The organism is Oribacterium sp. P6A1 (genome assembly GCF_000702885.1).
In the GTDB taxonomy this organism is placed as follows: Bacteria; Bacillota; Clostridia; order Lachnospirales; family Lachnospiraceae; genus Oribacterium.
Genome location: NZ_JNKO01000029.1, coordinates 1 through 25,534 on the forward strand (window position 1 = coordinate 1; position 25,534 = coordinate 25,534).

General features: G+C 43.1%; 23 protein-coding genes, 2 tRNA genes and 1 pseudogene. 2 read left to right on the top strand and 24 right to left on the bottom strand.

The genetic code is table 11. The annotated features are described in order from the left end of the window. The 13 genes from T515_RS13520 to T515_RS13585 form a co-directional block, all read right to left on the bottom strand. On the bottom strand, window positions 1–848 hold an 848-nt coding region (locus T515_RS13520), incomplete at its 3' end, for a dihydrodipicolinate synthase family protein (protein ID WP_036612265.1). Window positions 849–1,239: 391 nt separating this feature from the next. After that, window positions 1,240–1,983: a hypothetical protein gene (locus tag T515_RS13525; RefSeq protein ID WP_051671749.1), complete on the bottom strand. Its 744-nt coding sequence runs from the start codon at window positions 1,981–1,983 to the stop codon at window positions 1,240–1,242. Between the two features lie 430 nt (window positions 1,984–2,413). After that, window positions 2,414–2,653, bottom strand: coding sequence for a hypothetical protein (locus tag T515_RS13535; RefSeq protein WP_155988383.1), 240 nt, complete (start codon window positions 2,651–2,653; stop codon window positions 2,414–2,416). A gap of 196 nt (window positions 2,654–2,849) precedes the next feature. Next, complete coding sequence (locus T515_RS16820) at window positions 2,850–3,425, bottom strand: type IV pilin protein (protein WP_051671750.1); 576 nt, start codon at window positions 3,423–3,425, stop codon at window positions 2,850–2,852. Window positions 3,426–3,596: 171 nt separating this feature from the next. Beyond that, complete coding sequence (locus tag T515_RS13545) at window positions 3,597–4,205, bottom strand: prepilin-type N-terminal cleavage/methylation domain-containing protein (RefSeq protein WP_036612271.1); 609 nt, start codon at window positions 4,203–4,205, stop codon at window positions 3,597–3,599. Between the two features lie 460 nt (window positions 4,206–4,665). Beyond that, a complete protein-coding gene (locus tag T515_RS13550) occupies window positions 4,666–5,073 on the bottom strand; it encodes a type IV pilin protein (RefSeq protein WP_036612274.1) in 408 nt (135 codons plus the stop codon). A 94-nt stretch (window positions 5,074–5,167) separates the two neighbouring features. Beyond that, window positions 5,168–6,388: a type II secretion system F family protein gene (locus tag T515_RS13555; protein WP_036612277.1), complete on the bottom strand. Its 1,221-nt coding sequence runs from the start codon at window positions 6,386–6,388 to the stop codon at window positions 5,168–5,170. A gap of 340 nt (window positions 6,389–6,728) precedes the next feature. After that, window positions 6,729–7,781 carry a type IV pilus twitching motility protein PilT gene (locus tag T515_RS13560; RefSeq protein WP_036612280.1) on the bottom strand — a complete coding sequence of 351 codons (1,053 nt, stop codon included), beginning with the start codon at window positions 7,779–7,781 and terminating at the stop codon, window positions 6,729–6,731. 18 nt (window positions 7,782–7,799) lie between these two features. Beyond that, complete coding sequence (locus T515_RS13565) at window positions 7,800–8,561, bottom strand: TraX family protein (RefSeq protein WP_036612283.1); 762 nt, start codon at window positions 8,559–8,561, stop codon at window positions 7,800–7,802. Window positions 8,562–8,716: 155 nt separating this feature from the next. Then, window positions 8,717–10,411 carry a GspE/PulE family protein gene (locus T515_RS13570; RefSeq protein ID WP_036612286.1) on the bottom strand — a complete coding sequence of 565 codons (1,695 nt, stop codon included), beginning with the start codon at window positions 10,409–10,411 and terminating at the stop codon, window positions 8,717–8,719. Window positions 10,412–10,715: 304 nt separating this feature from the next. Further along, window positions 10,716–11,174, bottom strand: a complete 459-nt coding sequence (locus tag T515_RS13575) for a hypothetical protein (protein ID WP_036612289.1) — start codon at window positions 11,172–11,174, stop codon at window positions 10,716–10,718. Window positions 11,175–11,359: 185 nt separating this feature from the next. Further along, window positions 11,360–11,563, bottom strand: a complete 204-nt coding sequence (locus T515_RS13580; RefSeq protein ID WP_036612292.1) for a hypothetical protein — start codon at window positions 11,561–11,563, stop codon at window positions 11,360–11,362. Between the two features lie 236 nt (window positions 11,564–11,799). Further along, the gene (locus T515_RS13585; protein ID WP_051671751.1) at window positions 11,800–12,612 is read right to left on the bottom strand and encodes a class B sortase; all 813 of its coding nucleotides are present in this window, start codon (window positions 12,610–12,612) and stop codon (window positions 11,800–11,802) included. A 354-nt stretch (window positions 12,613–12,966) separates the two neighbouring features. On the opposite strand from T515_RS13585, the gene T515_RS13590 reads away from it, so the two are divergent. Continuing rightward, entirely contained in the window at window positions 12,967–13,140 is a 174-nt protein-coding gene (locus T515_RS13590) for a DUF362 domain-containing protein (protein ID WP_036612295.1), read from the top strand. Between the two features lie 344 nt (window positions 13,141–13,484). Here T515_RS13590 and T515_RS13595 read toward each other — a convergent pair whose 3' ends face one another. The 8 genes and pseudogenes from T515_RS13595 to T515_RS13630 form a co-directional block, all read right to left on the bottom strand. Then, window positions 13,485–14,198 carry a hypothetical protein gene (locus T515_RS13595; protein ID WP_155988384.1) on the bottom strand — a complete coding sequence of 238 codons (714 nt, stop codon included), beginning with the start codon at window positions 14,196–14,198 and terminating at the stop codon, window positions 13,485–13,487. Window positions 14,199–14,968: 770 nt separating this feature from the next. After that, window positions 14,969–16,225, bottom strand: a pseudogene (locus tag T515_RS13600) (sirohydrochlorin cobaltochelatase); the annotation flags it as partial. A 66-nt stretch (window positions 16,226–16,291) separates the two neighbouring features. After that, entirely contained in the window at window positions 16,292–17,077 is a 786-nt protein-coding gene (locus tag T515_RS13605) for an ABC transporter ATP-binding protein (RefSeq protein ID WP_051671752.1), read from the bottom strand. Continuing rightward, entirely contained in the window at window positions 17,065–18,090 is a 1,026-nt protein-coding gene (locus T515_RS13610; protein ID WP_036612331.1) for a FecCD family ABC transporter permease, read from the bottom strand. Before T515_RS13610 ends, T515_RS13605 begins: the two co-directional genes overlap by 13 nt. 153 nt (window positions 18,091–18,243) lie before the next feature. Further along, window positions 18,244–19,620: an ABC transporter substrate-binding protein gene (locus tag T515_RS13615; protein ID WP_197026458.1), complete on the bottom strand. Its 1,377-nt coding sequence runs from the start codon at window positions 19,618–19,620 to the stop codon at window positions 18,244–18,246. A 277-nt stretch (window positions 19,621–19,897) separates the two neighbouring features. After that, window positions 19,898–21,469 carry a citrate lyase subunit alpha gene (gene citF / locus T515_RS13620; protein WP_036612304.1) on the bottom strand — a complete coding sequence of 524 codons (1,572 nt, stop codon included), beginning with the start codon at window positions 21,467–21,469 and terminating at the stop codon, window positions 19,898–19,900. Between the two features lie 166 nt (window positions 21,470–21,635). Continuing rightward, entirely contained in the window at window positions 21,636–22,424 is a 789-nt protein-coding gene (locus tag T515_RS13625) for a Cof-type HAD-IIB family hydrolase (RefSeq protein WP_036612307.1), read from the bottom strand. Between the two features lie 275 nt (window positions 22,425–22,699). Continuing rightward, on the bottom strand, window positions 22,700–22,915 hold the full coding sequence (locus tag T515_RS13630) for a hypothetical protein (RefSeq protein WP_036612310.1): 216 nt from the start codon (window positions 22,913–22,915) through the stop codon (window positions 22,700–22,702). 375 nt (window positions 22,916–23,290) lie between these two features. Between T515_RS13630 and T515_RS13635 the strand changes: the two genes are divergently transcribed. Continuing rightward, entirely contained in the window at window positions 23,291–23,782 is a 492-nt protein-coding gene (locus T515_RS13635; RefSeq protein ID WP_036612314.1) for a hypothetical protein, read from the top strand. 134 nt (window positions 23,783–23,916) lie between these two features. Here the strand turns inward: T515_RS13635 and T515_RS13640 are convergent, their stop codons facing one another. From T515_RS13640 to T515_RS13650, 3 genes are all read right to left on the bottom strand, one after another. Beyond that, window positions 23,917–24,789: a GGDEF domain-containing protein gene (locus T515_RS13640; RefSeq protein ID WP_197026459.1), complete on the bottom strand. Its 873-nt coding sequence runs from the start codon at window positions 24,787–24,789 to the stop codon at window positions 23,917–23,919. 458 nt (window positions 24,790–25,247) lie between these two features. Continuing rightward, window positions 25,248–25,320, bottom strand: a tRNA-Thr gene (locus T515_RS13645). A 4-nt stretch (window positions 25,321–25,324) separates the two neighbouring features. Then, a tRNA-Asn gene (locus tag T515_RS13650) sits at window positions 25,325–25,397 on the bottom strand. Window positions 25,398–25,534: the final 137 nt, after the last annotated feature.

The window sequence follows — 25,534 nt, forward strand, 5'->3', positions numbered from 1 at the left end:
CCTCTCTGTACAAGTGTCTCCTTAAGTCTTGCATGAGCCTCACCTGAAGGCTGTCCGCCGCCATAGATTGCCTGGCTGATGTGATAGATTCTGTCGCTCCAGTCCTGAGCTTCCTTGAGTGTGTGCTTGTCAGGATTTGCAAATACTTCTCTTGCAGGGCAGATAAGCTCAGGTACGCAGCCTGCGAAACCGATAAGAGCACCGTCCATGCCAGGGAACCATGATACGCAAAGTGTTTCATCATGGCATGTGATAAGGCTGATATCAGGGCACTCCTGACGAAGAAGTCTTACGTCATGCTCGTAGATAGATGTAACACGTGTACCCATCTTGATGCACTTAACATGATCGATCTCCTTGCACATCTTGATAAGTGTCTCTACAGGGTAGAATGCCTTTGATGTTGCAGGATAGAGGTGGATAACGATATCGATGTCAGCACCCTCAGCTACGTCCTTGATGTACTCGAAAGGAGCGTTAGGATTCATACCGAATCTGAGCCACATGTGAGGAGGCATAAGAAGGATAGCGTCTGCTCCTGCTGCCTTTGCCTCAGCTGCCATCTCGATGGACTCCTGAGTGTTCTCACAGTTTACACCTGAAACGATTGTCATGATATCGCCGCACTCTTCAGCACAGATCTCAACTACTCTCTTTCTCTCTGCTCTTGTAAGGCCTGTGATCTCTCCTGTGTGGCCGTTACATACAAGACCCTGGATTCCCTTGTCATAGAAGCTCTTGATCCAACGAAGGTATACTCTGAACTCCTGCTCGTTGATTGAGTAGTCATCGTTAAGTGGAACTGAAACTGCCGGGAATATTGTCTTGAAATTTTTAACCTTTGCCATGATATTATCTCCTTTTAAATAAGAATTATGATTCTAAATTGATTCCTAATTGCTCCGGAAGAGGCGCCCTTCTTCCTTTGCAATCGTTTGTATTTGTTATGTCATATTTATATCACCTGCAAATAATTTGCGCAATATTTCTGCAACTCTCTGCAATTTATTGCATGTCCTTTGCAAATAGTTGTAGCTTTTGTGCCTTATGTTGTGTTTTTCACGGCGTTGTTTGTGCATATTTATGTCTTTTCCGACAGTATCCAAGTTTGGCTTTGTTGGAGCCTATAGCAATCGTTTGCATTAAATCGCAACGAAAAAGCCGTTTCCAAGACTTATCGTCAAGGAAACGACCTCTAATCTCTGAAGGCTGTCCATTCATTTGTACCGGCCAGGTATATCACTTAGAAAGGGCCCAGCTTTTCGACATATGACCGTCACTGTCAAAATAGTAATTATAATTGTCTATTACCTTCTTTTCCGCCTTTGCTTTCTTTCCGTTGGAGTCAAAGTAGAACCAGTAGTCCTCATAATCCTCCTCTTTCGGAACATAAACTCTCATCTGCTTCCAGCCCTGAGCTGCATGACCGTCATCCCAGTCTCCGAAGTAATAATCCGAATACCTCCATGCGCCGTCATCATAATCCTGGATCTTAACCTTGCTGCTGTCGACCCAGCCGTACAGCATACGGCCATTCGCATCAAAGGCATACTTCTTGCCTTCAATAGTCTTTATCTGATCCTCTGTCAGCGGTCCGCCGTTTGATTTATAGGCTTTACCGTCATCCCCGAAATAGTACCACCAGTACTGGGCTCTGTAATCCTTTCTGTCTGCAGGATCGATGGCCACAGCCTTCCAGGCATCCCTGAGAAGCTTTCCGTTGGAATCAACGAAATAGTAGTTGGTACCCTTTTCGGACGTTTCCACAATAAGCTTATTTCTGGCTATAAGCCCGCTGGAATCAAGATAGAACCAGTAACCATTAGCCGATTTCCAGGTATCCACTGCCGGTGTTCCGTCATCCTTTATCCACTGCCAGCTGCCGCTGGAATCATCCCATCCTTCTCCGAAAGCCGCAAAAGCAGTGATCAATGTCACAGCCCCCATCAGCACACAAGTTTTGACTATATTTTTTAATGTCATATCCGCTCACTCCTGTCTCTAGTCAAAAAATAGCCCACTATTATTATAGCAGTAATCCCGCAAATATTTTCAGACAATTTAACATCAAAGCCATTTTTAATGTCAGTCATCATGCGGGGCGAGGACTTGTCTATATTCACAAGAACTATTGTTCTTTTTTAAGTGAGGAGGGGGGACGGTATCACTACGGTCAGAATTCGGTGCCCGATGCGGGTGGGAACCCCAGCCCATTGAAAGGCGCTTCGCGAGGGCTGGGGCTATATGACAGGTCCCCAAGGGACCTGCCACGAGTGGCGGCCCACTGTGTTGAAAGTACATCTCATACAAAAAATCCTTCCCGGACGTACACACAAGTGTTCGTCCGGGAAGGATTTCTCTTTTCGATGTTCTTTCAAACAGCAAGCCTTGCCGCATCCAGTCACCGAATTCTTTACTTTTTTTCACCTGCCAGCAAGTCTTCCTGAATCTCCAGTATATAGTCTAATGGAAGATGGCAAAAATCAGCTATTGCAATAGGTTCTCTTCCGAGACGAAGCATATCTTCTACCATTTTTCGTTTTCCCTCTATCACACCTTTCTCTATACCTTTTTCAATGCCTCTGTTCTCTATTGCTGTTGCATATGTACACATATCATCCACCTCTCTTTCCACTTCTGTTGTCATCTTCAAACCATACTCTGACTTTAGTTTTTTGACCTTTTCTACTCCATCGATTCTTTCATCAAATAAATTGACTATGATAATTGCTATATCAATTGTATACGGTAGTACGGATTATTTAAATACTTATAGAAACGGTTGTTTGGCAAATACAAAAAGGACGTCTCACTGGCATCAAGTCAATGAAACGACCTCTTCAAAGTGTTTAATTCAATGTAATCCTCATGCAGTATTTCGGCTTATTCCTGGAGCCTTCATATCCGCCTATATATTGATCTTTTCCAAGAGAAGTATAATTATTTTCTTTCCAATAAACGTCCACATGAGCAGGATTATCTTTAACGTAAATCGAAACCATTACAACTGCATCGGTATAATCCAGAGTGGAGACATAAGCCCCGTTATCATTTCCCCTTACAAAGGTCATTCCCCCGTCCTTTTTGGTTCCCTTGCCATATTTTCTCGATCCTTCAGGAAGATCCCACCTGTACATGTAAAATTTCCCTGTTCTAGGGTCATAGGTTCCATAGGCATTGGCAGAAGAGCTTCCATCCCAATTCAAGCCAACTGCATTCGCACTGACTTTATCTGTTATACCTGCATAATATAAATCTATAGCCGCGGAAGCCGCCTGCCGCATAATAGCGATATCATGTGTTTCTTTGACCTTTTCAATATGAGAAGTAAAAATAGGAATGGAAATGGCCACAAGCACTCCCACAATGGCGACAACTATCAAAAGCTCCGCCATGGTAAACCCGTTTTTTCTCCTGCCTTTCATCATATACCCCCTCGGTAATCCTTTACCTTAAAAAGGACTCCTACGAAAAAATTATATCATAGAAGTCCTTTATACTGTAAAAGCTTATGTTAGGACCGACCCCTTAGTAAGGCACAAGCCTTATGAATTGATCAGCTAAAATTATGGCAAAGATACAGGCATTCCATGCCATCAGCTCAATTTAATTACCATGCGGGGATAAGTGTCTTCACTATACTTATACCCATCTTTTCCTTTTTCACCATTTCCGATAAAAGGTCGAGCATTACCTTTCTGAAGTTTTTTCCATGCAACTTCCACTCTCTTATTATCGCCATTGGGAAATATGGAAACCTGAAGCACTGCATTTGTGTAGTCCAGTGTTGGATCATAAACTCGAAGATTATCAGCTCTCATAAGATCCACTCCACCATCCAATTTTGTGCCTTTACCATAGGCTTTAAGTCCCGCATCTATGGAGCCATTATAGTCTTTATCTGAAAATGCGCCTTTATCAGGTATATAGATAGCGAAAGCATTGCTTTTGGAACTCGAATCACTTCCGCTCGTGTACCACTGCATACCTGCTTTTTCAGCAGATTTTTTGTCTATAACTCCCGCATAGTAGAACTGTTGCCCAAGGGCTGCCGCCGCACGCATAGTATGTATGTCAGCCGTTTCTCTGGTTTTTTCAAGTTGAGCGGTGAATAACGGAATGGAGACGGCAACAAGCACTCCCACAATGGCAACAACTATAAGAAGCTCCGCCATAGTAAATCCTTTTATACATTTATTCTTCATGATCTGAGCCCCCTTTTACCTATATTCACCTCAAAAAAGATTCCTACAAAAATAATATAGAAATCCTTTTCAATGTAAATTCCAGCATACTCAGTTCAGATAAATCACTATACAAAAATAAGTATTGTCATACATTACTACTGGAATCTGCATCGCTCTAATTGTAACGCAAACAGCGGAATGGAAATAGCCATCAAGCTGCTCACTATAGCAGCCACAATCAACATCTCTGCTATAGTAAATCAGCTTATTTTTAGAATGTTAACTATCATTCCAATCCCCATTCCGCTGCCGTAAATATCCAGCGTGTTATCTAGTCTTTTATTTTACGCTGCTCTACATCATTAATACTCCGTGCTGAACATCTATTTTTCAATGCTATACTAAAATCGTATATGCAAATCCACGAAAACCAAATATCATCAATCGCAAGATACATACCCTTTTAGTCACGAATTAATCAAGTAGCTGACGCATCAAATGATACCTCTCCATCTTTACTAATAGCAACGGTCCATTTTTTAGCAACAGTGGTTCCTAAAACAACACCTCCAACAGACGTATCGGGATCCCATGAGTTTATTGCAGTTGTTGTACCCAGTTCATCATAAGCTTGCAAAGTACCAACGGAAGCTGTACTTACTGTATATTCAAAATTACCTTCTGTTGCCGTAACATCAGAAGCTAACAACGCAGCAGTTGCTGCTGCATACGCCGCTCTAGCATTTGCCTGATTTGTTGCCAATCTAGCCTTCTGTAACTGTGCCGTGAAAATCGGAATCGAAATCGCTACGAGCACACCGATGATAGCAACTACGATCAGCAGCTCGGCTAATGTGAAACCCTTTTTATTTAACTTCTTAAACATAACTTTACCCTCCTAAAACTTTCTTCATTTTTTTATTAAGATCTGCTTTCAGCAGTACCTTTCGTGTTAATTGTCAGTATTTTGCTTCTGTTCATCAGAACAGGTCGTACATAGTAAACATCGGCAGATAAACCGATATTACAAGGAATCCGGCGAAAATCGCCATAATTACAAGAAGCGTAGGCTCCAGCATGGTGATGGCCTGATGGATAAGTCTTTCTGTCTCGCCTGTGAAGTAATCTCCGATGGTCTCCAGTGTCTTATCAAGCTCACCGGTCTCTTCACCCACAGAACACATATCCTTCAGGGAATCAGGAAAGTAACTGCAATCCTTCATGCATTCCCCTATCTGCTTTCCTTCCTCGATCTTTCCGATCATGTTTTTTACGTCGGTCTGCAAAAGATAATTATCAAGCACCTTAGATGTGACAGATACGGCGTTGTTGACCGTAAGCCCCGATGCAAGCATGGTGGACATGGTATTGGCAAACTGGGCCGAACCGTTCATGACATTGATCTTACCGAGAACAGGCATCCTCAGCATCATCCTGGCATGTGTCGCCATACCTTTTTCAGTTCTGGTGTAGAGCTTCCAAAAAATCATAAAAGCAATGATCAGTATAACAAGAAGCAACCACCATTTCTGCATGAATTCAGCCATACCTATCATCATCCTCGTCAAAAGCGGAAGCTCACCGCCGAGACTGGAGAAAACCTCTGCCATAGTCGGTATAACCTTCACCATGATTATGATAAGTACGATAAAAGCTACGCACACAACGAAAATCGGATAGGTCAACGCACTTTTTATCTTCTCGCTGTTTTTTGCGCTTCGCTCATAGTACCTATGCATCTTTGAGAAAGAATTTTCCAATGTTCCCGATACCTCACCTGCCCGGATAGTCTCCAGAAACGTAAGGGGAAAAGCATCCTCATATTTTTCAAATGCGTTGGTCAGAGTCGAACCACCCAGAACATCCTCCGCGGCATCTGTAAGTATGATACGAAGCTTTTTGTCCTCCGTCTGTTTCGCTATCATGTCGATAGCCCTTCCTATAGGCATCCCGGACTGAAGTGTTATGGCGAACTGCGAACACATCAGCGCGAGGGCTCTGGTTTTGATGCGGGGACTGCCGATATCTTTTGAAAGGATCTGTCTCACCTTGGACAGTTCCGTATTTACCGGCGTGAGGCTCGTTACTATGGGGCATTTTTGTTTTATCTGTCTTACGGCAGCATATTCATCCTGAGCCTGAACCACGCCCTTGGTTTCTATGCCTTCTGCAGTTAAAGCCTTATATGAATATGTAGTCAAACAGCTTCACCTCGATCCACTAAGCATCCATAGGATAAACCAATTTTCCCGAAAGCATATAAATAAGCCTTTGCATAGTCAGATTAAAAGAACATCCCCCTCCGATGTTTCGTAACCCTCTCTTAAAAAATAACCGATCACGCAATAACTGAATTTATATCTTCCCTATACAATATATCGACCTATTTTACATATTTCTTTAGAAAACGGCTATTCATCTTTTAAATTCGAAAATTTAAAATTCCAATAACATTATATCGCAAAATTATTCTTTTATTATAAAAACGCTCATTTTTTTATGGCTTTTTTGAAGTACAATTTTGATTGATTTTCTTTACTATTAACCGAATAATCTCTTTTTTACATAATCCTGATCCACCGCCGCTTCAACAGCCGTATCAGTGCTTATTTTTCTTTCGGCCACAAGCTTCAAAAGGCAGTTATCCATGGTCAGGGAACCCTGATCCGCGGAACTCAGCATGAAACTCTGCATCTGATGAGTCTTTCCCTCTCTGATGAGATTCTGAAGGGCATTGGTCATGATCATGACCTCAGCAGCCACACATCTTCCCTTTCCTTCCGCCCTCAGAAGGAGCTGCTGGGAAAGAACAGCTTTCAGAGCTCCCGCAAGCTGGAGTCTTATCTGCTGCTGCTTGGAATCCGGGAATACGCTAACTATTCTGTCAATTGAGCTTACGGCACCGTTGGTATGAAGGGTTGCAAAAACCAGGTGACCTGTTTCTGCTGCGGTAAGTGCCGTTTCAATGGTCTCAAGATCACGCATTTCTCCGATGAGTATTACGTCAGGATCTTCTCTCAGGATAGCTCTCAGTCCATTGGCATAGCTTTCCGTATCCTTTCCTATCTCACGCTGGTTGATGATGCATTTATCAGAACTGTAAACATACTCGATAGGATCCTCAAGAGTTATGATATGCTCGTTTCTTGTATGGTTTATCTTGTCCAGTATGGCGGCAAGGGTTGTAGACTTACCTGAACCTGTCTCTCCGGTAACAAGGATGATTCCCTTTTGAATAGAGGGGAAGCTTGAAACCACGGGGGGAAGTCCCAGCACGTCAAGATCAGGTATCTTGTCCGAAAGGATTCTGATTGCCGCAGAGATGCTTCCCTGCTGCCGGAACAGATTTATACGCACACGCTCTGATGCGATATTTCCGCCGCAGTCAAGCTCTCCGATTTCCTTAATAGAATCAAAATGTTCTCCCGCCATCTCCTTCGCGAGATGCTCACAGTCCTCCCGGCTGAGAACATTTTCCGCAAGATCCACTATACGTCCGTCAAGACGGCACTTGATACGAAGTCCCTCTATGAGATGAATGTCCGAAGCTCCTCTTTTTTTGGCAAGTGCCACTATATCTTCGATGTGCAGCATATCTTTTCCTCCTGTTACTTATCCCGGTTTTACACCGGATAACATAATAAGCGCTATAAGATGCAGCGGATAAAACCCATAGAATCCGTATTTCATATATATACCCTGTTTTCCCTGCTTTCCGTTGTAGAAGTACACAGTTACCAAAGCCGCAAGCACTACACCTATACAGCCGGTGAAAACATTGGTAATGCTTTCCAGCGAAAAGAAATCCACTACCATGTACAGAACGACGCATTTCAGCCATGCAAACTTAAGTTGCTTTTTGTCTATACTAAGACATACCGGTCTTGGCTCCGGATGGAAAGCCTGCATCAGTATCAATGTAAAGGGCACCGCTCTCAGGTTCCAGTCCGTATGAAGATTCGCCGCTATAAGCAGAAGATAAAGCATTCCTCTTCTTCCCATATCCGTCACATGATATCTCACATGCACCGTCATCAGACATAGGGCAAGAGTTATGAGCATATTCAGAAATCTGATATGAAGCATCAGAAAGGGAATCTGGGAGACTACTCCGAAAGCCATAAACCTGAGCAGATATTTCTTTGTATCTCTTGTGTAGTGGTAGCCCTCGATCACACTGTAGATCATGATGGAGCCAGCCATGCTGCCCACACTAAGGAATATCCTGTTTAAAAGAACGGCAGTTGAAAGGGACAGATGCAATGTCTCCAGAATCCGGGTTTTGCCCTCTATTCCCGGAGTCAGTATGATCAAGGCTGTATGATCCAGCAGCATGGTTACAAGTGCCAGAAGTTTTATTGTTGTTTTATTCATATATACTTTCCCGGCCTGGGACGATCCTCTCCTAAGATCAGAACACTTCTTTCATCTTTACGAAAGTTCAAGTAAGGATCCACCCTTACTAAAAAGCACAGAATCATTTTAAATCATCTGTTTAATAAAGTGCAGAAAGAGTCCCGGTGTAAGCATCAGAAATCATCCAGCTCCGTAACTGTTCTCATAACCTCGTCAACAGTTGTGATGCCTTCCTCCACGAGGCGGTCCGCATTCTGAAGCATGGTGACATATCCCGTCTCCTTTGCAAGGCGCTGGAACTCCTGCTTATCTCCCCCGTTGGTGATGCACTGTCTCAAGGCGTCATTCATAACCAGAACCTCAAAATCACCGATACGTCCTCTGTATCCGGAATTAAAGCACATATCACAGCCCCGGCCATGATAGAATTTTCTGTCCGGACGCTCCGTAAGGCCAGCCATCCTGATCTTTGTAACAGGCACTTCCTCCTCTTCCTTACAGTTCACGCATATACGGCGAAGGAGCCTCTGGGAAATGATTCCCCTGAGTCCCGCTGCGATAAGATATGGCGCAACACCCATATCCTTGAGACGGTCAATGGCGCTGACAGCGTCCTCAGTATGGATGGTAGTGATAACCAGATGGCCGGTGATGGCCGCTCTCATGGCAATCTCTGCAGTCTCACTGTCACGGATCTCACCGACACAGATGATATCAGGATCCTGACGAAGTATGGAACGAAGACCCGATGCAAAGGTCAGCCCCACCTTTTCATTGATCTGAACCTGGATGGCTCCGTTAATGTTGTACTCCACAGGGTCTTCAAGTGTAATGAGGTTTGACGACTCCGAAAGAAGCTCATTGATAAGGGCATACATAGTGGAGGACTTACCTGAACCTGTAGGTCCTACGATCATGATAACTCCGCTGGTGAGACGAAGAAGCTTTGATATCTTCTCATCCTCTGTATCCGGTATTCCGATTCCTCTTCTGTTAAGTCTGGAACCGTCTCTTCTAAGAATACGGATAACTATATTTTCTCCATAAATGGAAGGAAGGGTGGATACACGAAGATCCACGTCCTGTCCCTTCACACGAACCTTGGCACGGCCATCCTGAGGGATACGTCTTTCAATGATATCCATTCGGCTCATGATCTTAATTCTCGACACTACCGGCTCCATAAGGTTTCTGGGAATGGTGAGGATCTTGTGAAGCCTTCCGTCGATTCTCATGCGGATGACCAGATCTCCGTCTGTAGGCTCCCAGTGGATATCGGAAGCATTTTCAATAAAAGCACGTTCGATAATGGAGTTTACGAGTCGGATGGTAGGTGCAGACTCTTCCCCTGCATCTATGGCATCGTCACTGGAACTCTTTACCTCATCGTCGGTTATACCGGCCTCTGCGCGCATCTGTGCCATAGCCTGGGCGGCACCTTCATTGCCGTAAAGAGTATTGATGGCATGGTCCACAGCATTGCCGGCTGCTATCATCGGTATGATGTTCTTCTTGCTTGCCTTTTTGGCTTCCTCGATGGCCATGAAGTTGGTGGGATCAGCCATGGCAAGGAACAGGCTGTCCTTCGACATGGAAACGGGAACCATCCTGTTCTGCTTTGCAAGATTTTTGGGTATGTACTGGGACATCCCCGGTGCGATATCGGTCTTGGTCAGATCTATATAATCTATACCCAGCTGGATTCGGAGAGCATCTACCATCTGGGCCTCTGTGATGTATCCATGATCCACCAGAGTGGTACCCAGTCTTTCATGCTCCTTTTTCTGTATGGCAAGAGCCTCGTTTAACTGCTGTTCCGTAAGCAGATTTAACTCTACCATCATATCTCCAAGTCTTTTCGTTCTCATTTATTCACAGCTTTCGTAAAATTATAGTGTATGTGACTAAAGCTCAATACTAGAATGATGCTTTCGATATATCCTCACTAAATATATTCGTTCGTTTTGGAGGATTTTATAAATAACAGCTAAAATTTACTTCAGAGCGAAGAAAGAGCCGGACTTTGCGCCCGGCTTCCTACAAATCTAGTATTATTTGGAATACTGCAATGATACACGAAAATTAATTTTTCAACAAGCACTAAACCAAAAAATCCTGACAGATTTTCTTAAGAATTAATTAATGTGAAAGTAATTTGACCAATTACATATTTCAGCTTGTTTTTAATGCATCATCAATAAAGAACAGTAAATCCAAAACACTCAGAAATTCTATTTTTTCTTCTTTTTCAACCCAAAGGGCTTTACCCTGCCAGCTTGAATGCTGTCTCATCTCGGTAAGCACATGAAAAGTCGCAAGCCTGCCTTTATCGCCGCTTACGTCCCGAGATTTTACCTCTTTTGCCATATTTACAAGTCTCTTCTTTGGATTCTCCGGCTGTACTCCACCTTCGGGATTCAGACGGCGAAACAAAAAACTGCGCGGCTTTTCTGAAGCCTCGGGGAATCCCCACTCATCATACAGCTCATCAAGCTTGTTCAGCATGTCCTTACTGGAATCAAATCTAACAGCATCCTCCGAATACTGCGTGAAAATACTTCCGCTGAAGTCCTCCTCAGTCCTATTGTCCACCGCAATACAGACAAGATCAATGCCATTCAGCTTCTCCATAAATACTCTTATACCCCTCTCTCCATGATACGCTGCCCCAGGACCCCACGTTCATGAGACTTCATGACATGCCCTGCAGCGAGCAAGTCATAATATAATAAATTATGCAGGCTGCGATGACCGCATACCGATTTAAGGTCCTGCTTAAATCCGATCAGAAAAAAGCAGACCGCCCTTCCCGGTCATCAGCCTGCCTGGCTTTCCTCCATTTCATCTTCAAAGATCTCATCCGGTGAATCCGCATGATCCATAGCTCCGTCCAGCATCTTGATGAGTTCGAGAGCTGATCTGAAATACTTGGTCTTGGACTTCTGTGCCCATGTCACCTTACCCTGCCAGGAAGAATTCTCTCTGCATTTGACATTAATGATAAAAGTTTCACTATTCATTTTTAACCCCTCTTCATTCTATACAACCAATTTTCCTGAATAAGACACATACCCCTCATTGATTTAAACAGTAATCTCTCCTTATTTACGAAGAAAAAATCCATTATGCCCAATATAAGAAAATCTTATGCTTCGATGATAGCTCTAATAAGCTTAAAGTTATGGTTAAATGATATTACATTTTTGGTTATTTTTGCAATCTAATTTTTGAACAATATTGTTTTTTTTAATATTATTTAAAAATTTAATTTCTTCGCTATCAATGCACCATGGACAACAAAGCGTTCCGTGCCTCCCGCAGGCCCCGTGCAGGTGGATAATGTCACTATATCGGGTCTGTCAGCAAAATCTATATCCTTTTTATATCCCTTGTAACAGGAATTTCTCAGGCAATAGTTAATATAGGAATCATAGACTTTCTCATCGGTAACATCCGTGTATGCCTCACTGCCGACGGAGGTCTGATAGAAAGAGAAGATCTCGTATTTCCTTACTTTATCTTCTGTATAAACATAAAAATACTTATTATAAGTATCATCCGCCATGTCCTGAAGCTTTTTCAGCTTTCCGAACATGGAACCGTTTTTCATGTTGTGACCATACAGAAAAGTATTGTATCCCGCAAAATCTTTTTCGCAGAGATAATCATAGAAGATACTCCCTGAGAAATTATAGTTTCCCTCATAGGTCCTGTGCAGGTAGTCTTCATTATCTTTTGAATACACCACAGGATATTTTATCATTAAGGTCGGAATATATAAGATGCAGGCAAAATCCGGGTTTTTTGCTTTCAGTCCCGCATAATCAATATTAAGTTCAGGAAAATAATTCAGTCTTGAAAGATCGTCATCGGCTCTGTCTCCATCTGAAGTGTCGGAAACCTCTTTTATGTATCCCTCATTAAGACTTGCATACTCATCCTCTGCCTGTTTGTACTGCAGATAATCTTTCAAAAACAAATATCCGAAAAACAGAGCCGCGGAAAGAGCCGCCAACGGAATCATGTAAAATATGATCGTACCGAATGTGATTTTTTTCTTTTCTGACATAATATACCTCGTAAATTAACGGCGTCATCGGGATCATTCCATGCAAAACCGATATCGGACCGATTCGAGCTTTTAAAAACATCAGCCAATTCGAATTTGCTTCGCGATGGCTTACGCTGTATGCCAGATCCTCCGGAACCGGCACAAAGTACGCGTTCCTTATCATAATAGCACATTTTTTCCGCTACCCTGCAGTTAGTCATGGCTAAATAGATTTTCCAAAAAAATACAATGTGCGAAAATTATTTTATTGTACTTTATTACAAACTATATTAAAATACATATATTGATGAGATTGAACACTTCATCGAACACTAAGTTTTTATTATTATATTATTTCAAGGAGGAAACACCATGTCACATTTTATCAATGACGAGTGCGTTAGCTGCGGATCATGTGCTTCTGTATGTCCAGTAGAGGCTATTTCAGCTGGAGATTCAAAGTATGTAGTTGACGAGGATACATGCATTGATTGCGGAGCTTGCGAGGAGGCTTGTCCTACAGGCGCTATCGCAGCTAAGGCTTGATAGATATTTCCGAAAGATAAGACCGTTGGTACCGAAAGGTATCAGCGGTCTCTTTTTTGTCTTTTTGCAAGGTTAAAGGCCCTAGCATTTTTGCGCTTTCGATGCTAGAGCCTTACCCTTTCGTGTGGTCTTCTCATAAATAACCTCACATTCTATATATTTTATGTACAAAGAAGATACGATACTCTAAAACAATACATAACACTTTAAATCAAAATTTAAAACAATTAGATATTCAAAAAGTATCTCAGATCTTCTTGTACAATTATACTATCATTCAAAATTATTTTCGTCAATTCGTGTTTTGCAGAATTAATTTTTATTTTATATTTCTAAAAATGACTTTACGACCTGAATCGGATGGTCAGCTCTGCTGCATTCTTTGACACTGTATTGACTATATTGTCGATATCACTTATGGCCTCCGACAGCTTTCGGCCGCTTTTAACCTCGGTAACAATGATATTGGAAAGGATCTCCATCATCATGTTGTTGATATCATCGGGAGTAAATGAAACTTTTCCGTCCTTGTCGACTCTCGCTTTCATCTGAAATGCCCTGCCCTGGGGCATAAAAGCCGGTACAGGCTGCATATTCGGCATCACTCCAAGCTTCTCCCTCAGTGCATCGATAATATGTCTTCCGAGAGGTGACTGGGCATCTATTTCCTCGATACTCTTTATGTCGATGTTGTTGGCAAGATCGTTTTTCAGTTTCTGTGCGCGCTTTTCCAAATCAGCCTTTACATCGCCGCATTCCTTATCAAGCTGTCTTAAATTCTTGTCAAATTCCTCAAGCTTTTCGTTTGTGCACTTGACCACGGATTCCGCAAGTCTGTCGTATGTCGATACCAGAGACTCATCCATGATTCTGCCATCGATATAAGCGATAAACTCATCCATGATTTGAAATTTCTCATCGGAAGATTTGTATACCAATATGAGCAGGTCTTCATCCCCCTTACCCAGATAGGCACAATAATTCTTTTCGTCCGAATCAAAAATATATAAAACATAGTGCTCATCCTGATCACTTATCTTCTTTTTGATTACATTCATATTTTCTCCTCCGGGGTCATAAAAATTTTGTTTAAGCAAGGATGCATCTGACCCGTTGACAGACAGGTCCGGATAGTCGAATCCGGGCATAGACATCGCGTCCTAATCTTATCTTCGGCGCATTTTGTTTTAGAATAATATCTACATCCAATATATAAAAAGACCGAAGAGAATAATACCAAAAATCCATACTGAAATAAAAGGATTAAAAGAAGTTTTATTCAAAAAGGCATGATACAGCATGTTTATCAGCAAACTGAATACAAGTGCCAATGCTATAACCACAGCATATATGATAATCGTAATTCTCATTAAAATTCCTGTTAATTTAATAAAGTTACTTAAAATAACCGGCTTCAGATTCAGGCTATAGTAACCTTCACCTTATGATCGTACCATTTTTCCTTCTTGCCGAGGATAGCAAGATCGAACTCTTCTCCAAGACTCTCTACAGGGATATCAAAGCCGTAAACCTCTTCTGTTTTTCCGTCAGAATATGTCACCTTGTCTGTTGTAGGCTGCAGAACTCCGGCGCTGTCCTTTTCTGCCTTTTCTGCTGTTCCCGGATAAAGATTTGTAATGTTCTTTGAAACCAGGGATACATGAATGTTCATTTCCCCATTCTTAACAGTCAGGACACCCTTTCCGTCATAGGCCTCATTCACATGGAACATGCTGCTGTCAGTGGTAAAGAGGGCATCGTAGGTTCCGTCCTCCGGAGTCTTACTGTCAGCACTGTTTTCTTTCTTATCAGAAGCTGTTCCGATATTCTCTAAAGCCTCCTTTGTATGGGCCACGTAGATCTTCTGAACATCAGCTATGCCGCCGAGTCCTGAGATCTGGGTATCAATCTTATCAAATGCACCTGATGCAGTGAAAAGGCTCTTCCAGGAATCCTCGTCATCGCCTGCCATGTCATTGTTGGCGTGGTCCCCCGCAACCACCATGAGAGGTCTCAGCACAACCTTTTTATAGCCTGCTGCCTTGATCTTTTCGATCACATTCTCGCAGGATGTACTTTCAGGCTTTCCTTCAACAGTACCGATGAAGACATTGGCATAATCAAGAGACTCCATCTGAGCCTGCATCTGCTCGTAGGTCACGCTTGCCGAGTGAGATGTTCCGTGTCCCATAAATACAAAGGCTGTTTTATCCTCCTCTGCGGCCTTCAGATCCTTGTAGCCTGCTGCAGAAAGAGCCTCAGAAGTGATAGCCTCTGCCACAGCCTTCTTGTCCTCGTTCACAGAGCTTGAATCAGCTCCAACCTGTCCGAGAAGAGGCTCTGCGATGATGACATTGTCGAACTTATCCTTATAGGACATAACCGCTTCGGTAAGCTCGTCATACTCAGCTCCGTGCATAAGATGTGTGGGCTGGACAACAAGATTCTTTACACCATTGTCAACGGCTCTCTGAAGGGCCTGATCAACATTGTCGATCTTCTCCCCGTCCCGGGCCTGAACATGGTTGATGATTATCTGGGCAGTAAATGCTCTTCTGACAGACCAATCAGGATAAGCCTTGGCAAGGGCTTTTTCAATGCCTCCGATGTCTTCGGTACGGGAGTCGTTGAAGGAGGTTCCGAAGCTCACCACCAGAAGCTCATTCTCTCCGATTTCATCTCCGTTCAGAGGATCGTCCTTTGAAGCATCTCCTGTATCTCTTCCGAAATAATCAGGATCAGCCTCCTCACCTTCAACAAGTTCCTTCTGCTCATCGGTGAGGGCATCCCATGCTTCCTTTGCCTCCGCACACTGCTTATCGGTGTTCTCATTCCACTCCTGAACATATATGGCATCTATAAGTTCTGCCACATGATCAGCTGCTGCCTTATCACTGTCCTCTTCAGAAGCCGTTTCACTTTCTGATACACTGCTTTCAGCGGCTTCAGTACTTCCGCTTTCGGTGCTCTCAACCTGTGTTTCAGCAGCCGCCGAAGCCACAGGAATATCATTGGTTCCGCAGGCTGCGATCATTGACGATGCAAGAACTGCAGCGCATAAAACTGTCAGATTTCTTCTCTTCATAAATTCCCTCCTAAAAAAACACACCACAACTAAAAATTATTTTTTATCCAAAACTTTTAACGGAGATTATACCACGCTTTCCATGGATTGCAAAAGTATCTCCAGACTTTCCCCGCTGATGTCGTAAAGCTCACAGAGAACCTTCCGGTTCAGGATTTCCTTCGGTGTTCCGGCTTTGATTATATCTCTGTCTTTCACGCAGATAATGCGGTCCGAGACAACCTTCGCAAGTTCAAATTCATGAAGAGAGAGGATGATGGTCATCTTCCGGCTGTCACGAAGCTTCCTGAGAAGTCCGAGAAGTTCCAGCTTATATCTGATGTCCATATAGGATGTGGGCTCGTCCAGAATAAGTATCTCCGTTTCCTGGGCGATGGTCCTCGCCAGCATCACTCTCTGCTTCTGTCCGTCACTAAGCTCTCTGAAATATCTGTCTGAAAGCTCCTCTATACTGCAGAGTGCCAATGCTTCTCCCACCACTTCCTCATCATGCCTCCTGAGCATTCCCATGTGGCCTGTATAAGGATATCTTCCGGCTTCCACCACATCTCTCACCGTCATCAGCTCCGGGTCTATACGTTCCGTGAGAAGTATGGAGACCCTTTCCGCAAGCTCATGAAAGGAAAGTTTCGATAGTTCCCTACCGTCTATGAATACAGTTCCCTTTACCGGTTCAAGCTGTCTCGCTATGGTTTTCAATATAGTGGATTTTCCGGCGCCGTTTGGACCTATGAGAGTAACGATTTCTCCTTCGCCTATTGAAAGATCTATATCCCCGATCAGAACCTTCCTGCCGTATCCCACCGAGAGCTTATTCAGTTTGATCAATTCTTTTTCGCTCATTCTTTCCATCTTCTGCTTTTCCTTCTTATCAGCATCACTATAACTATGGGCGCACCGAAAATACCGGTCACTGTGCTGATATTCAGTTCTGTTGGTGCAAATGCACACCTCGCTATGAGATCACAGCCCATACAGAATACAGCCCCGGAAAGAAAGGCAGCCGGTATCACAACTATTGCCCTGGAGACCTTCAGCATGCTCTTTGTCAAAAATGGCACTGCTATACCGACAAAGGATACCGGTCCCGCAAAGGCAGTGACAGTCGCAGACAGGATGCTTGATAATAATATAAGAAGTATTCTGAATAAACGGACATTTAGGCCCATGCTTCGGGCGTAATTCTCCCCAAGCTGAAGGGCGTCTATAGGTTTCGAAAGAAGAAATGATGCCACTGTTATAAGGGCAACCACTGATGCCGCTACGGAGACATTGTCCCAGGACGTACCTGAAAAGCTGCCAAGTGACCATCCTCTCAGATTTACAATGTCCGAATCTTCTGCAAAGGTCAGAAGAAAATCCGTCGCTGCCGAGCAGATATATCCCACCATGATTCCTGCCACCAGAAGTCCTGCAGAATCCTTAATGCGCCGGGACACGAGAAGTATAAATCCTGTTGTGATAAGTGCGCCGAGAAACGCTGCCGCTATCATGTTCCATGAGCTGACACTGCGATAAACTCTAAGAAGGAATATCATATTGAGGGCCACCGCAAATTTTGCCCCGGATGAGATCCCGAGGACGAAGGGGCCTGCTATAGGATTTTGGAAAAAAGTCTGAAGCAGAAATCCCGACACCGAAAGAGCTCCGCCCAGAATCGCCGCCATAAGGAGCCTCGGGAGACGGATCATGCGGATAATGCTTCCGGCGCTGCTGCCCTCATCTCCTCCGGCAAGAATCTCAAGAATCTCCGATACAGGTATATCTACATTTCCGGTTTTTATATTTAAGATCATAAGGATGAAAAAAGCCGCAGAAAGGAGGGCGAACACCACGCCGTATCGTATTGCTCTGGCTTTTTTCATTGTGGATCCTTCCTTCATCTGAAACCTCGTTTTTCCGGGCACATAATTGATACAAATGTGAGAGCCCTATGCAAGAAATGACTGGATGTCGTATCATGCCATCACTTAATTAAATGTATCTCTCCTGATAATGATTTACGGCACAAGTAATTTTCATTTCAGTTTTTTCAGAAACATCTTCTCCCCGCTGTCTCCCGAAAGCATGATATGGACATCCCTGGCAAACTCGGAAACCGTATCTGTTGACTGATAAAACTTTTTGTCAACGATGTAGACATTATTCTCTTTTACCGCCTTAAAGTCTCTTAACAGTTCATTTTTTGCCAAAAGATCCTGCAGAGTATCCACCGAGCTGTCTATGCTTCCGTTGTATATTATGAAGTCCGCACCGGCTGCTGCCGCATAGAACTCCTCCATAGATATGTCCATGGATACGCCATCACCCGTTCCCTTCAGGGAATCAAAAACGTATTCACCACCGCCGTCACGTATCATCTTCGGAATGTAGTCATCAGAGTTTCTGATGACCGCAAGCCCCCGGTTATTGAAATAGAAAAATGCCACTGTCCTGCCTGTCTTTTCAAAGCCCTCGGGAATTCCGGAACGGCGTAATTCATTTTGGAAAAATGTCTCCGCCTCCGATTCATGATCTGTCATGGCACCGTATAATTTCACCCACTCGGTTCTTCCGAGAGCGTCACTCTCATAGCTTGACCAGTCGATAAAAACAGGTATGCCCACTTTTTCCAGTTGTTCCTTCGTTTCCGGTGAATGAAGTATCATGGTGGATTCGATGGCTATGTCACATCCGCCGTCAATGAGCATTTCATAATCCGGGGCACTGTACTTTCCGGCAAATGTCATTTTACCTTCCCTGAGAGCTTCTATCGGGGCATCTATATCCCAGCCGGATATGTCTGTGCCCGTATACTTTATGAGAGATATACGGTTCAAAACATTGAAAAGAGACATGGCACTTGTGGCAGCGAGATAGATATCATTAAGCGGCTGTTTGAGAACGGTGATTTCTTCCGGAAGATTCCCGGGTGTGTCCCATCCTTCCGGTACCAGCAGGTACTTTCTGCCGTCAAGAACCGTGATTAACTTATACCGGGAATTTCCGGAATCCATATCACTGTTATAGTAATGGACGGCAAAGCACCTTGCGTAGGAAAGCTCCATCGAGTGGTCAAAGCTGAGTCCTTCTATGACCGGAGGCTTGAGAGCCGTTTCTCCCTTTATCGATTCCCGGAAATCTTTCACCATCTCCCGAAGATTTGATGAGTCATCGGAGGATTTCAGAGAATTTGATTCACCACCTCTATAACTGTCATCTATGGAAACAAATATGGTATAGCTTATCTCATGGGGTTTTGACATGGCGCTGGTGCAGCCTATAAGATTAAGCTCCTTATCCGTTTCCACAGGAACCAGAAAAGTAGAAGTCTTTTCGGTATGATCACCGTAGATCTTCTCATCATCAAGTCTTACATATTCATAGTTGGGACTTGAAAATGTGATTTCTGCCATGGTTCCTTCATTTGTCACCGTAACTCTGTCACAGCTTATATTAACTCTTCCGGACCCGCCGGACCATTCAAAACGGGTCGGCGCGAAATCCCCCTCAGGCTTTTTTCCGCAGGAAGAGAGGGCAAGTAATATAGAAATACATATAATTATTGTTCGAAGGAAATTGCATTTTATTTTCATGATAATGATAGTATTACATGAAGCGAGTGGGGTCAAATAATTAATATAGGCAACGCAGTCATCTCGTACCTTAGGTACTCAATGACCGCGTTGCCCTTTAAAGTATCTCATGTATGGTAGTCTGGGGTTTTACGCGTCTAACCACATCCATGATGGTTCCGTCTCTGCCTTCGATGATTCCCACTATCTCATCCTCAAACTTTATTGGTTCAGGCTCACCTGCTATGGACTTTGCCATGTCCAGAAGCTCCTGAATCTTAACCACAGGAAGTTTAGCCTTTGTAAGGTATTCAATGAGATCCTGTCTTCTGGGATTTACCGCGATTCCGTAATCCGTAACCAGCACGTCCACTGCTTCACCCGGGGTTGTGACATTGACAACTCTGTCAACCACCGTCGGAATACGGCTTCTGATAAGGGGAGCCACGATAATGGAACATTTGCTGCCTGCGGCCGTATCAGGATGTCCTCCCGGTGCCCCGCGAAGCACACCATCTGAACCCGTGGTGACGTTAACATTGAACTCCTTATCTATCTCAAGAGCACCCAGTATAACGAAATCCAGCTTGTTCACAAATGCGCCCTTGTTCAGCGGGTTTGCATATTCGGAAGTGGATATCTCATAGTGTCTCGGATCCTTCGATATGGACTCAATGGCTGTCTTATCGAAGCACTGGGCATCAACGATGGTTCTGATAAATCCCTTCTCCATAAGCTCACACATGGGCCTGGTGATGCCGCCTATTGCAAAGGACATCTTAATGTCTCTCTCCGACATCAGCGGCTCAAGGAATCTCGTTACCGCAAGGGAAGCGCCGCCGCCCCCGGTCTGGAATGAAAAACCGTCCCTGAAATACGGTGTTGCGGCCATAACCTTTGCACAGTCCTCTGCCATCTTCAGTTCACGCACGTCCTGGGTCATTCTGATGACGTTGCTGGCGATCTTGTCCGGATTTCCGATTTCATCCACTACGCACACAAAATCCACGTCTGTCATGGAAATGGATGGCGGGAAGTTGGGAAAAGGCACCAGTGTATCTGTTATGGCAACGGTATAATCCGCATACTTCGCATCCACCACGGAATAGGAAAGAACGCCGCAATCACTCTTCCCGCCGATGGCCCGGAGGTTACCGTATTCATCAGCTGTAGGGGCCCCGATAAATGCGATGTCTATGTGAACATCCCCCTCTTCGATGGCTCTCACACGTCCTCCGTGGGAACGGATGATGGCAGGAGTCTTCAGCTTACCGTAGGACACCGCCTCACCTATCTTGTCTCTGATTCCGGAGGTCTGGATGCCTGTGACAATGCCTTTTTCGATGAGCTCAGCCACTACTCTGTGGGCAGCCCCAAGAGAACTTGCACAGACCGTAAGATCCTTAAGACCCATTTCAGCCGCAGCCTCCATGACCATATTCACTATGTAGTCTCCGTCTCTGAAATGATGATGGAAAGAGAATACCATGCCATCGTGGGCACCGCACTTTTCCAGAGCTTCCTTTATGGAAGAAACCACCTTTTTTCTGTTCGGATCCAGCATTCCATGGGAAGAAACACTTGCCTTTTTATATGGTTTGTTGTCTCTGTAGCAACTGCCCATGAAACCTTCCTTGCCATATCGCTTCAGAATTTCATCGGGAATCTCCCGGCCAACAGCATTAATCATAGTAACCCCCCTTCCAAAAACATCAAACCGTGACACTTATATCATAACTCGATATCGGACATCTTCGCGGTGATGTAAACTTATCTCACAATATATGACGTGAGTGTCAAAAGTTGACATCGAATCGTTTCGCGCGGAACACACTAATAATTCTCATTATATCCCATCACAGTAATGTTTTCATCACTTCCAGGACGCCATATTCCCAATAGGGCCTGATTATTGTATCTGCCACAGCCTTAAGTTCCTCTCTGGCATTCTCAACCGCATAGCTGTGACCTGCATTCTGAAGCATCTCCATATCGTTAATATTGTCACCGAAAGCGTAGGTTTCTTCCTTTGAGATACCGAGATATTCCTGCAGCCGCTTAAGCGCAGTGCCTTTGCTTGCATCTTTGCTTACGCAGTCAACCCATGTGGAGCCTGATGATGCAAGCTTTGCCTTATCCTTCCATCTCGGAATAAAATCATCCCTGCATACGCCCTCACAATCACTGGTATGATATACGGAAAGTTTGATGACGTCTTCCTTTACCTCTTCTATGCCATGAATCCGGGTCATATCGAACTTATAGGAGTCCACCAGCCATCGGTACATCTCACTGTCCGGATCCTCCGCATAGCAGGGACCTACTGTGGAAATAAAGCAGTCACAGTCCTTCACACTCTTTGCGGACTTATACATTTGCATCCAAAGCTCTTTATCAAATGGATATGATTTCAATATTTCATTCTTTGTTCTGATGACAGAACCGCCATCACATATAAAATACAGCTTGTCTGCAAGGGGCCTGAAAAGCTTTGACACACTGGAATAGGATCGCCCGCTGCATATAACCACACGAATCCCCTTTTCTATGAGTTTTGCAATCACTTCATAGTATTCCGGATTGATGTCCAGCGTTCCATCCTTAACCAATGTTCCATCCACATCTGTAATAACTATTTTTGACATTAAAAACCTCTCTTATTAACGCTGTTTTTAGCCGTAATTTCTGACATGCAGATGTCAGTCTGATCGGCTCTGTATTTAAACGAACTTCTGAACATTATAATCCAATTTTCCGATATGCATATAGTCTTTATCGCAATCGCGTAGAAAAAATTTTCTACGCGATTACGCGTTGGCCGTCAAATGTTCATCTGTACTTTTGTGCAAGCACAACGCACAGATGAACACTTGACGGCTTTATCGCGAAAAAAAAAGACGGTCACCCGTCGGTGTCCGTCTTATCTGTCGAGTACCTGTAACTGCCACAAATCCATGTTTTCCAGTGAAAATGTATTGTGCGTAGGTGTGAAAGCCGATCTAAGCTCTTTCGCCGTCACTGTGAAGATATGTGCCATTCCGGTGATCAAAGTGATCATATCATCTTCTTCGTTTATCACTGCCGCATGTTTTCCGTCCACGTTACTCTTATAGATCATCGTCTCATCGATAACCATATACCTTATCCCCCTCTCTTCAAGAATTTAATTTTTCGTTCACTTACGATGCCTTATACAATTATTTCTATCTAAAAGTATATCGACTTATATATCTATTTTATAACATAAATTAATTTTTGTTATGTATAAATCACCATTATTTCTTAAAACTTATTTATAGTTATCTATAAATATTAAATTTCTTAAATGCCTGGGGAATTTAATTCAAATGTTAATGATTTTCAGAAAATTTGTCGAATAAACATTTGCATGAAAAGGTATTTTTTCTGCTCATCCTGAATCTGCAAACAGGTTAAAATGTTTAATAAATTAATACCTTAAAGTCTTAAGCTATGATATGATTGAATTAGGACTCATGGGGGGAGGTTTGATATGGGTATCAATAAACGAGAATTCGGAAAAGGAATTATATACGGCTATGGTATTGCACTTAAGAATATGAATTGCGGAAATGCCATCAGCTTTATCGCAAAGCATAAGGACATAATCAAAAGTCTGTATCCTGAAACAGAAATGGATGATATGCTCGGATGTCTCTATCAGGCCAATAAAGTGGGTTCCGACGAGTACGACACTATCATATTTGACCATGGGATGGATTACTTTCCGTATATCATAGGTCTTACATTAAATATCGAATACGGCACCACCGGTTTTTTAGGACTTGTTGGTGAGGAGTATTTTGATGACTGTCTTATATGGCAGCCCGAGTATCCGTGGGAAATGACTGATCCTGACAAGGATATTTCCCAGGAAAAGCTTGACGAAATATATGAGAAGGTTGTCAATGAACTCGGAATTGAGGCAAGTCCTGTTCACATGGCGCTTTACTATGATGATTTCCCCAAGAACACAAACTTCTGATACTTCTCATCTGTAAACGTATGTTTTCGGACGTTCATCTCTGACATGCAGATTCAAATCTGATTGATTTATATTTAACCTTTATAAATAAGCCACCGATGATAAAACTATTATCATCGATGGCTTTCATTATATCAGGAATCATTTTCGGTCTGAGCCCTTCTGTCATGGGTACTATAATACCTTTTTTTCTCCATATACATCTTTTTATCAATTACTTCAAGAATCTCATCCATCTTGATCAGTCTCATATCGAAGATTTCGTATCCGATGGATAAAGACAGGGAATAATCCTTCTTCAAAGTCTGGTTTACCTTATCAAGATTATCATTGATACGCTTTATACAGCTTTCCGCTTCCCTGTAATCCTTGGTGTTCAGAAGGACAACAAATTCATCTCCTGCATATCTTATAACACTGCCCTGGTCCCCTACAGATTTGGTCACACACTCAGATACAAACAGAAGTCCCCTGTCTCCCTCAGAATGTCCGAATTTATCATTGATCTGCTTGAAACCGTTGATATCTATCATCATAAAGCAGAGGATGCCTTTGTCTACATATTTTAAATCAATACGTTCAAGATAATATCTGTTGAACAAACCCGTCAGCTTGTCTTTGCAAATGTTTTCGTTCTGCAATGACATGATCATGAGGGTAACGCTGACTGCACATCCTGCCCATACCATAGAAATTCCGTAAAACAGCAATTCCGTAATCATCCCTACAAGTATGGGGATAAATATCTGGAATGCCGGAAAAAAGGGAATCATGGAAATCTTTCTCTTCTTAATATATACAGCAATTCCCGAAGAAAAGAAAAACAGTGAAGAAAGCAGATAAAACCAGAAAAATTGTCCCCGGTGATAGACACCTGATTTATCAATATAAAACACCAGGGGTCTGTAGAAATTTATGGCAAGAACCGCAACCCCCAGCAATGAAATATAATTAAGAAGGGACTGTAAAAGCTTGCCACTACCTATTTTATTATGCTTCTCAATCAAAATAACCCATAAAGGACCGATAATAAATATTGAAAAGTACAGCCATAGATACCCCAGATACAATACAAGTCTGTACAGCAGCTCCGGTCTACCGTAAAATGTATAAACTATTGACTCGACAATACATGAAATACATATGCAAGTTGTGATCCAGAATAGATACTTATCTTCAACGCTTCTTTTGGCATTAAAATACCCGCTGATAATGTTTCCGATTATCAGCAATACCCCAAACGCATTTATAATATATATTTCAGGTAAATTAATTGTATTCATACATTTTCAAATATACAGTGAATTTTTATATTTTTTTAATAAATATCTCAGACATATCATCGACTGTAATTGCTGTTTCTATAAACAGAGATGTTAAATATCCATGTACACATGTACAAGTACAACCCACGCGTGACAGCCTTATCACGCAAAAAAGCTTCGAGATTTCTCTCGAAGCCTGAAGCCGGGATTCGGACTCGAACCGAAGACCTACTGATTACAAATCAGTTGCTCTACCAACTGAGCTATACCGGCATAACTCCTCCAGTTGGACTCGAACCAACGACACCGCGGTTAACAGCCGCGTGCTCTACCGACTGAGCTATGAAGGAATATCTTATTTTACTCTGATAGAATCATAATGATTCTCATGTAACGCTTTTAGCAGGCAGTTATATCAGAGAAAGAAGGTTTATCATACCTTCAAAACTGTACACCACATTTTATAAGTTATTCTCAGTAATCCATC

What these genes read in the sequence shown, in the direction of transcription:
- T515_RS13575 (WP_036612289.1), bottom strand. Translation starts at nt 11,174, where the DNA reads ATGGAGAAGCTGAATGGCATTGATCTTGTCTGTATTGCGGTGGACAAT.
- T515_RS13615 (WP_197026458.1), bottom strand. Translation starts at nt 19,620, where the DNA reads ATGGCAGAAATCACATTTTCAAGTCCCAACTATGAATATGTAAGACTT.
- T515_RS16820 (WP_051671750.1), bottom strand. Translation starts at nt 3,425, where the DNA reads ATGAAAGGCAGGAGAAAAAACGGGTTTACCATGGCGGAGCTTTTGATA.
- T515_RS13610 (WP_036612331.1), bottom strand. Translation starts at nt 18,090, where the DNA reads ATGAAAAAAGCCAGAGCAATACGATACGGCGTGGTGTTCGCCCTCCTT.
- T515_RS13625 (WP_036612307.1), bottom strand. Translation starts at nt 22,424, where the DNA reads ATGTCAAAAATAGTTATTACAGATGTGGATGGAACATTGGTTAAGGAT.
- T515_RS13595 (WP_155988384.1), bottom strand. Translation starts at nt 14,198, where the DNA reads ATGAATGTAATCAAAAAGAAGATAAGTGATCAGGATGAGCACTATGTT.
- T515_RS13550 (WP_036612274.1), bottom strand. Translation starts at nt 5,073, where the DNA reads ATGTTTAAGAAGTTAAATAAAAAGGGTTTCACATTAGCCGAGCTGCTG.
- T515_RS13560 (WP_036612280.1), bottom strand. Translation starts at nt 7,781, where the DNA reads ATGCTGCACATCGAAGATATAGTGGCACTTGCCAAAAAAAGAGGAGCT.
- T515_RS13630 (WP_036612310.1), bottom strand. Translation starts at nt 22,915, where the DNA reads ATGGTTATCGATGAGACGATGATCTATAAGAGTAACGTGGACGGAAAA.
- T515_RS13635 (WP_036612314.1), top strand. Translation starts at nt 23,291, where the DNA reads ATGGGTATCAATAAACGAGAATTCGGAAAAGGAATTATATACGGCTAT.
- T515_RS13565 (WP_036612283.1), bottom strand. Translation starts at nt 8,561, where the DNA reads ATGAATAAAACAACAATAAAACTTCTGGCACTTGTAACCATGCTGCTG.
- T515_RS13570 (WP_036612286.1), bottom strand. Translation starts at nt 10,411, where the DNA reads ATGAGAACGAAAAGACTTGGAGATATGATGGTAGAGTTAAATCTGCTT.
- citF (WP_036612304.1), bottom strand. Translation starts at nt 21,469, where the DNA reads ATGATTAATGCTGTTGGCCGGGAGATTCCCGATGAAATTCTGAAGCGA.
- T515_RS13545 (WP_036612271.1), bottom strand. Translation starts at nt 4,205, where the DNA reads ATGAAGAATAAATGTATAAAAGGATTTACTATGGCGGAGCTTCTTATA.
- T515_RS13605 (WP_051671752.1), bottom strand. Translation starts at nt 17,077, where the DNA reads ATGGAAAGAATGAGCGAAAAAGAATTGATCAAACTGAATAAGCTCTCG.
- T515_RS13525 (WP_051671749.1), bottom strand. Translation starts at nt 1,983, where the DNA reads ATGACATTAAAAAATATAGTCAAAACTTGTGTGCTGATGGGGGCTGTG.
- T515_RS13590 (WP_036612295.1), top strand. Translation starts at nt 12,967, where the DNA reads ATGTCACATTTTATCAATGACGAGTGCGTTAGCTGCGGATCATGTGCT.
- T515_RS13580 (WP_036612292.1), bottom strand. Translation starts at nt 11,563, where the DNA reads ATGAATAGTGAAACTTTTATCATTAATGTCAAATGCAGAGAGAATTCT.
- T515_RS13585 (WP_051671751.1), bottom strand. Translation starts at nt 12,612, where the DNA reads ATGTCAGAAAAGAAAAAAATCACATTCGGTACGATCATATTTTACATG.